Here is a 7,647-nt window from a genome sequence, read left to right on the forward strand (position 1 = left end):
CTGATTCGCAGGCTGCCTCGCTTCATTGTTGACGCACGGCGCCCTGCTCACCACCACAATTTATGTCGTCCAACCTGCACCCCATGCTTAACGTGGCCATCAAGGCCGCACGCGCCGCCGGCGCCATCATCAACCGCGCGGCCCTTGACGTGGAATCGGTGCGGATCTCGCAAAAGCAGATCAACGACTTTGTGACCGAAGTGGACCACGCGTCCGAAAAAATCATCATCGAGACGCTGCTGACGGCCTACCCCGGCCACGGCATCCTGGCCGAAGAGTCGGGCAGCGAATACGGCGCCAAGGATTCGGAATTTGTCTGGATCATCGACCCGCTGGACGGCACCACCAACTTCATCCACGGCTTTCCCGTGTACTGCATCAGCATCGCGCTGGCTGTGCGCGGCAAGGTCGAGCAGGCCGTCATCTATGACCCCTCGCGCAACGACCTGTTCACCGCCACCAAGGGCCGTGGGGCCTACCTGAACGAGCGCCGCATTCGTGTAAGCAAGCGCACCCAGCTCAAGGACTGCCTGATCTCCACCGGCTTCCCCTTCCGCCCGGGCGACAACTTCAAGAGCTACCTGAACATGATGGCCGACGTGATGCAGCGCACCGCCGGCCTGCGCCGCCCCGGTGCCGCCGCGCTGGACCTGGCCTATGTGGCTGCGGGCTTCACCGATGGTTTCTTTGAAACCGGCCTGTCGATCTGGGACGTGGCTGCGGGCTCGCTGCTGGTGACCGAGGCTGGTGGTCTGGTGGGCAATTTCACGGGCGAAGCGGACTTTCTGGAGCAGCGCGAGTGCCTGGCCGGCAGCCCCCGCATCTACGGCCAGCTGGTGCCTATTCTGGGCAAATACAGCAAGTTTGCGAGCGCTGGCGACAAGGCGGCTGTGCGCCAGGCGGCTGCGACAGATGCACCCGTCAGCGCTGAAGCCGAGGCTGCAGCCGAAGTGGAGTCCGACACCACGGGTGCCGCCCCACAGGCCGACGCCCCCAAGAGCGAAGACGCGCCGTTCTAAACCCATCCACCGCGCACGGCAGTTAGGCCAGCACACGATGACCAATGGTGAGATCTCCTAGCTGAACCGTGCAGCGGGCGAGACGCACACCAGTGCAGCCGTGCAAGGGCCGCCAAGCCGAATGTGCGGCGTTTCACTTGCGTGCACTGGCTGCGTCCCCCTTCCCGAATTGCGCAGCAATTCGAGAGAAGGGGGAAGCGACGAAGTCGCTCAGGGGGTTGTCCTTTATCCAGGGTCGGGGTATTTCTGGGCAATGCTGCGGAAGTCTTCCGCAATGTCCACAAACGCATCCACCATATCGGGGTCAAAGTGCGTGCCCTTGCCGCGAATGATGGTGTTGCAGGCCTGGTCGTGCGAAAACGCGGGCTTGTAGACGCGCTTGCTGATGAGTGCGTCGTACACATCGGCCACGGCCATGAGGCGCGCCGACACCGGGATGGCATCGCCCGCCAGACCCTGCGGGTAGCCTGAGCCATCCCACTTCTCCTGGTGGCTGTAGGCGATCTCCTTGGACACGCTCAAGAACGCCACGCGCATGCCCAGGCGCCGCTCGGCTTCGTCGATGGCGTTGCGGCCCAGGGTGGTGTGGGTTTTCATGATCTCGAACTCTTCCACCGTGAGCTTGCCGGGTTTCAGCAAGATGCTGTCGGGGATGCCGATCTTGCCGATGTCGTGCAACGGGGCGGACTTGTAGAGCAGCTCGATCATGCGGTCGTTGAGCACCGGCTCGAAACGCGGGTGGTGGCGCAGCCGCTCGGCCAGCGTCTTCACGTACAGCTGGGTGCGGCGAATGTGGTTACCGGTTTCGTTGTCGCGGGTCTCGGCCAGCGATGTCATGGCCATGATGGTCACGTCCTGGATGGCCTGCACCTCAAGCGTGCGCATGGCCACTTCGCGCTCCAGGTAGGAGCTTTTGTCACGCAGGAAATCCGCCGTGGCCTTGAGCGCCAGATGGGTATTGACCCGCGCCAGCAGGATGGGCGGACTGATGGGCTTGGTGATGTAGTCCACGGCCCCCAGGGCCAGGCCCGCGCGCTCGTCGTCAGTGTCGGAACGCGCCGTGAGAAAGATCACCGGGATGTCGCGCGTGGCCGCCGCAGCCTTCAGGCGCCGGCAGACTTCATAACCATCCATCTCGGGCATCATGATGTCGAGCAGGATCAGGTCGGGAGGGGTGTCGGACTGCGCGATCTTCAGGGCCTTCTCGCCATGGTTGGCCACCTTCACCAGGAAATGCTCGCGCAGCAGGCTGCCCATGAGGGTGAGATTGTCCGGCGTGTCGTCCACCACCAGCACCGTGGCGATCGGCTTGTCAACAAGAGCGGCCTGTGGGGAGGCAAAGGGCGCGTTGTCCATGGAAGTTCCTGGGTGTTGTGCCGCTCAAGGGGTGTGAACGGCAGGGTGTTCGGGGCCTGACACGGCGGCCATTGCCGACAGTGCTTGCTCAAAATCAAAATTCTGGGTGTGCATCTCGACCACCGTGAAGCTGCTCCCCAGCGCGGATCGGAGCACCTGGACATTGTGTTGGAAAAACTCGGGGGCTGCAGGGTCGTCCTGCTCCAGCAGAGTGCGCAGCTTTTGCAGGACCGCCGTGGCGCCCACTCCCTGCAGCGCGGCCCCAGCAGGGGTTTCCAGGCCTTCCGGCCGCCCCGTTTGCTGCCCCTGCATCCACGCCTGCAATCCCGTCAGCAGGGGCTGCAACGCAGCGCCCAGGGAGGCCGTCAGTCCCGCGGACATTTCGGCATGCGCCCCACTGCGCAACGCCTGCTCCAGCGCTTGTGCATGGGCCGACACCTCCTGCGCGCCAATGTTGGCCGCGACCGAGCGCAGGGTGTGGGCCAGCCGCTCGGCCAGCACCACATCTGCGCTGGCAATGGCCTGCTCCAGGTGCGCAATCACCGACGACTGGCCTTGCACAAATCGCCGCAGCATCTCGGCGTACAGGCCCGGCTTGCCCAAGGCGCGCTGCAGACCCAGGCGGGTGTCCAGCCCGGCAACTGCGGGAAAAGCCGCTGCCACCGCAGCGTCAGCCCCCTCCGGCGCCATCCCATCAGTCCCCCAACCCGAACTGGCACCAGCGCCTGCTGCGCGGGGCACCCCCTCCACAGGCGGTTTGCCCAGCCCCGGCCGGGGTCGAATCCAGCGGCTCAGGGCGGCCCACAACGCCGCAGGCTCGATGGGTTTGGCCACATGGTCGTTCATGCCGGCCGCAAAACAGCGCTGGCGATCAGACTCCATCGCGTTGGCCGTCATGGCCACGATGGGCAGGTGGACATGGCGCGGATTGCTGCGCAATTGCCGCGTGGCCGTTTCGCCGTCCATGACAGGCATCTGCATGTCCATCAGCACCACGTCATAAGCATTGCGCTCGATGCGGTCGAGGGCGATCTGGCCGTTCTCGGCAACATCCACGGCAAAACCGGCTTCGAGCAAGAGTTCGACCGCCACCATCTGGTTGAGCTCGTTGTCCTCCACCAGCAGCACCGACGCTCCCCGGATCTCCAGCGGCAGCTCGTCAGCAGCGGGCGCGGGGGTGACCGCGCGGCGCGGGCTGTAGGTGGAGTGTTCCAGCGGCTGCATCAGCGTGTCGAACAGCAGCGAGGCGTTGACGGGTTTGATCAGCACCGTGTCGATGCCCTGAACGCGGGCGGCACGCATCACATCCTCGCGGCCGTAGGCCGTGACCATGAGCATCTTGGGCACCTGCGCCATGCCCAGGCCCCGGATGTGGCCGGCCAGCTCCACACCGTCCATGCCCGGCATGTGCCAGTCCAGCAGTAGCAGGCCAAACGGTTGGTGCCGTGCCATGGACTCGCGCAGCCGGTCGAGTGCCTCCAGGCCGGAGTGGGCCTGCTCCACCTCAAAACCCATGGCCAGCAGCATGTCGGACAGCACGGTGGCCGCTGTCTGGTTGTCGTCCACCACCAGCACACGGCGGCCCCGGAGGTCCGGGGGCGGCAGCAGCACGCGCGCGGGTGCACCGCGTTCGAGCGGCACAGTGACCCAGAACGTGGAGCCCTGACCATAGGTGCTCTGCACCCCTACCTCGCCGCCCATCAGCTCCGCCAGGCTCTTGCAGATAGCCAGGCCCAGGCCCGTGCCGCCATAGCGGCGCGTGGTGGAGGTGTCTGCCTGCTGGAAGCTCTGGAACAGCCGCCCCATCTGCTCGGGCGTAAGTCCGATACCGGTGTCACGCACTTCAAACCGCAGCATCACCCGGTTGCCCTCTGCCTCCAGCAGCCGCACGGCAATGCTGATCTCGCCCGTTTCAGTGAACTTGATGGCGTTGTTGGCAAAGTTGATGAGGATCTGGCCCAGGCGCAGCGAGTCACCCACCAGGTTGGGGGGCACGTCGGCCGCCACATCGCAAACCAGCTCCAGCCCCTTGGCACCGGCCTTGTAGCCCACCACGTCAGACACACTCTCCAGCATGCGGTCGAGCACAAAGGGCTGCTTCTCCACCATGAGCTTGCCCGCCTCGATCTTGGAAAAATCCAGGATGTCGTTGATCACGCCCAGCAGGTGCTGGCCGGCCTGCTGGATCTTGCTCACGTAGTCGTGCTGGCGTGCTGTCAGGCCCGACTTGAGCGCCAGGTGCGACATGCCGATGATCGCGTTCATCGGCGTGCGGATCTCGTGGCTCATGTTGGCCAGGAAGTTGGACTTGAGTGCGGTGGACTCCTCGGCCAGCTCCTTGGCGCGGCGCAGGTCCTGCTCGGCACGCTGACGGTCGGTGATGTCGACAAAGGTCCCGATGGCCCCGCCCGGCGAGCCGTCGGGCCGCGAGAAGCCGTGCAGCCAGAACAGCGTGTGGTGCACCTTTCCGTCGGCATACGGCAGGTCCACCTCCTTGTGCACCGACTGGACCCCGTGCAAGGCCTCCTGCGCGTCCGTATCGAAGCGTTCGCGCTCGGTCTCGGGCAGGAACGCCAGGTCCCGCACGGTCTTGCCGATCAGTGCCTCGCGCTGCACCCCAAAGGCCTGCTCGTAGGCACGGTTAAAGCCGATGTACCGGCCGTCCGCGCCCTTGTAGAACAGCGGCACGGGGATGGCGTCAATCAGTGCCTGCTGAAAATCCAGCTGCTCGGCCACCTGCTGTTCCAGCAGCTTTTGTTCGTGGATATCCACGTTGACGCCCACCACCCGCACCGCCCGCCCGTCGCCATCGCGAAATATGCGGGCCGCCGACAGGAACCATCGCACCTCACCGTCCGGCCGCACGATGCGCCAGGAATCGCGAAGGTGGGTCTCGCCGCCCGCCAGGGCACTCGAAAAGGCGGCCACCGCGCGGGCGCGATCATCGGGGTGCAAAACCGCCTGCCAGTCACGCTGGGAGCGCACCTCCGTGCCCGGCGCCAGGCCGAGCAACGCCAGCAGCTTCTCGCTCCACAGCACCTGGGAGGTGAGCAGGTCAATGTCGAACACACCGATCTTGCCGGCCTCCTGCGCCAGCTCCAGCCGGTCTTTGGCCTGCTGCATGGCGATCTCGGCCCGGCGCTGCTCGCTGACGTCCTCGATCACCCAGAGGGATGCGTTCTTGAACCCCTCCATTTGCACGCTGCGTCCTGCCATGCGTGCCTCAAAGCTGTGGCCATCCAGGCGAAACAGCGTCGACACCTGCCGCACGGCGCCCCCGGCGTTCAGCACGGGGCCTACCTGGCCGTAGAACTGCCTTGCGCGGTCTTCCCCACCCAGCAACACCCCGACGTCCAGCCCCAGCAGCTCGGACGCCGTGCTGCCCATCAGCTCCACAAACGCCGGGTTGAACTGCCGGAACTTCCCGTCCCCCACCAGCGCAATGGGGGGCGCGTTGTCAAAGATGGCGGTCTGCTGCTCCAGCAGCTCGTTGAGCAGACGCTCACGCCGCTCCAGCTCCTTCTGTGCCTGGATACGCCCCGAGGCGTCTTCGTGCAGGCCGACGATGGCAATGCGCTTGCCACGCTCGTCAAACACGGGCGAGAGCGTAGCCTCGTCGTGGTAGAGGCTTCCGTCCTTGCGGCGGTTGACAAACTGCCCTTGCCACGAGCGGCCCGAAAGCAGCGTGGACCACATCTCCTGGTAGGTCTGCGCCGGGGTCTGGCCACTGGACACCACTGACGGCTTCTTGCCACGGACCTCTTGCAATGTGTAGCCGGAGTTGCGCTCATACTGCGGATTGACCCAGTCGATGCGCCCGTCTCCATCGGTGATGACCACCGAGACCGGGCTGCTCCCCAGCGCAGCGCCCAATACCCTGAAGCGCTCCAGCGCAGCGCTCACCCGCGCCCGGCTGCGCAGCAGCTCCAGCAGCAGCAGCCCCAGCAGGCTCAGCAGCACGAAGGCAGCCCCTCCCACCTTCAGGCGCTCAGCCCCCGTCATCAGGGTGCTCACGTCATCCAGCATCGCCAGCTGCCACTGGCCGCCGGGGTCGCCCCAATCAACCTGGCGGCGCTCCACTGCGTAGTTCACCCCGTCGATGACAACCTCGCCCGCATCCGGCGCGAAGGGCAGGGAAGAAGCCAGGCCCTTGTCGAAGTGATTGCCAAACTGGCGCGAAGCGCGGATCGAATCAATGCGCGCCTGCGTGAGCGGCGGCGCCACCGCAAACAGCCACTCGGGCCGCGTCGATGCGAACACCACGCCTTGCGGAGACAACAGCACCGTGGGCAACTGGGTGCTCTTGAGCACCTCGTCAAACAACTCGAACCCCACCTTGAACATCACCACACCGATGATGGAGCTGGAAGGCGTGTCGTTTTCATACAGCGGCGCGGCGTAATAGAGGCCACGCTCCTGCGAGTTGCTGCCAATGGCGGCATACACGCTGATGGCGCCCTTGATGGCCTGCTGAAAATACGGACGAAACGCCAGGTTGATGCCGGTGGATCGGCCCCCCGGCGTCTCGTGCGCCACCACCGTGCCATCGGCCGCCATGACATACACGCCGTTGACCAGAAACCGCCCCCGGGCGACCCCCAGCCGCGCCAGGGCTTCAGGGTCGTCCGGTGCCAGCTGCCCCAGGGCCATGGCCTTGAGCAGCGGCTCGCTCAGGCCCAGCAACGACACCGCGCCCAGCATGCCGCCACCCGTGATCCGGGCCTGCAGCGTGTCCACGGTCTGCTGCAGCAGCTTGGCGCGCTCGTCAGCACGTTGGGCACCTTGCCAGTGCATGGCCCCCAGCACCACCAGCCAGGCCCCCACCATTGCCGCAGCCACCACCAGCACCAGACCGCGCACGCCCGGGGCATTGCGGTCCAGCACCTTGTCCAGAAATCCGCCCACGCCCTCACCCACCCGCGTCACGCGGAACCTCCGTCCAAGCCCTGGCCAACCAGCGAGCGGCTCTTACCGAGCGGGATACAGCAAGGCATCAATGTCCCCCACCGGCCCGGGCCGCCCAAACAGATACCCCTGAAACCCCTCACACCCATGCAGCCTCAGGAAACTCAGCTGCCCCGTCGTCTCCACCCCCTCGGCCACCACCTCCAGGTCAAGGCTCTTGGCCAGCGCCAGGATGGTCCTCACAATCGCCGCGTCGTTGGGGTCCGTCAGCACGTCCCGCACAAAGCTCTGGTCGATCTTGACCTGGTCCAGGGGCAATCTCTTGAGGTAGGACAGGGAGGAGTAGCCGGTGCCAAAGTCATCCAGC

At 65.5% G+C, this 7,647-nt stretch carries 4 protein-coding genes; 1 reads left to right on the top strand and 3 read right to left on the bottom strand.

Going from position 1 to position 7,647, the window contains the following annotated elements; genetic code table 11:
• Positions 1-62: 62 nt before the first annotated feature.
• Complete coding sequence (locus NFX52_RS09320; RefSeq protein WP_055400174.1) at positions 63-1,019, top strand: inositol monophosphatase family protein; 957 nt, start codon at positions 63-65, stop codon at positions 1,017-1,019.
• Between the two features lie 225 nt (positions 1,020-1,244).
• Here the strand turns inward: NFX52_RS09320 and NFX52_RS09325 are convergent, their stop codons facing one another.
• The 3 genes from NFX52_RS09325 to NFX52_RS09335 all read right to left on the bottom strand — a co-directional run.
• Positions 1,245-2,375, bottom strand: a complete 1,131-nt coding sequence (locus tag NFX52_RS09325; RefSeq protein WP_055400172.1) for a response regulator — start codon at positions 2,373-2,375, stop codon at positions 1,245-1,247.
• A gap of 24 nt (positions 2,376-2,399) precedes the next feature.
• Positions 2,400-7,301, bottom strand: a complete 4,902-nt coding sequence (locus NFX52_RS09330) for a PAS domain S-box protein (RefSeq protein WP_055400170.1) — start codon at positions 7,299-7,301, stop codon at positions 2,400-2,402.
• A 42-nt stretch (positions 7,302-7,343) separates the two neighbouring features.
• On the bottom strand, positions 7,344-7,647 hold a 304-nt coding region (locus NFX52_RS09335; protein ID WP_156358797.1), incomplete at its 5' end, for an EAL domain-containing protein.

The organism is Acidovorax facilis, from assembly GCF_023913775.1.
Lineage (GTDB): Bacteria > Pseudomonadota > Gammaproteobacteria > Burkholderiales > Burkholderiaceae_C > Acidovorax > Acidovorax facilis.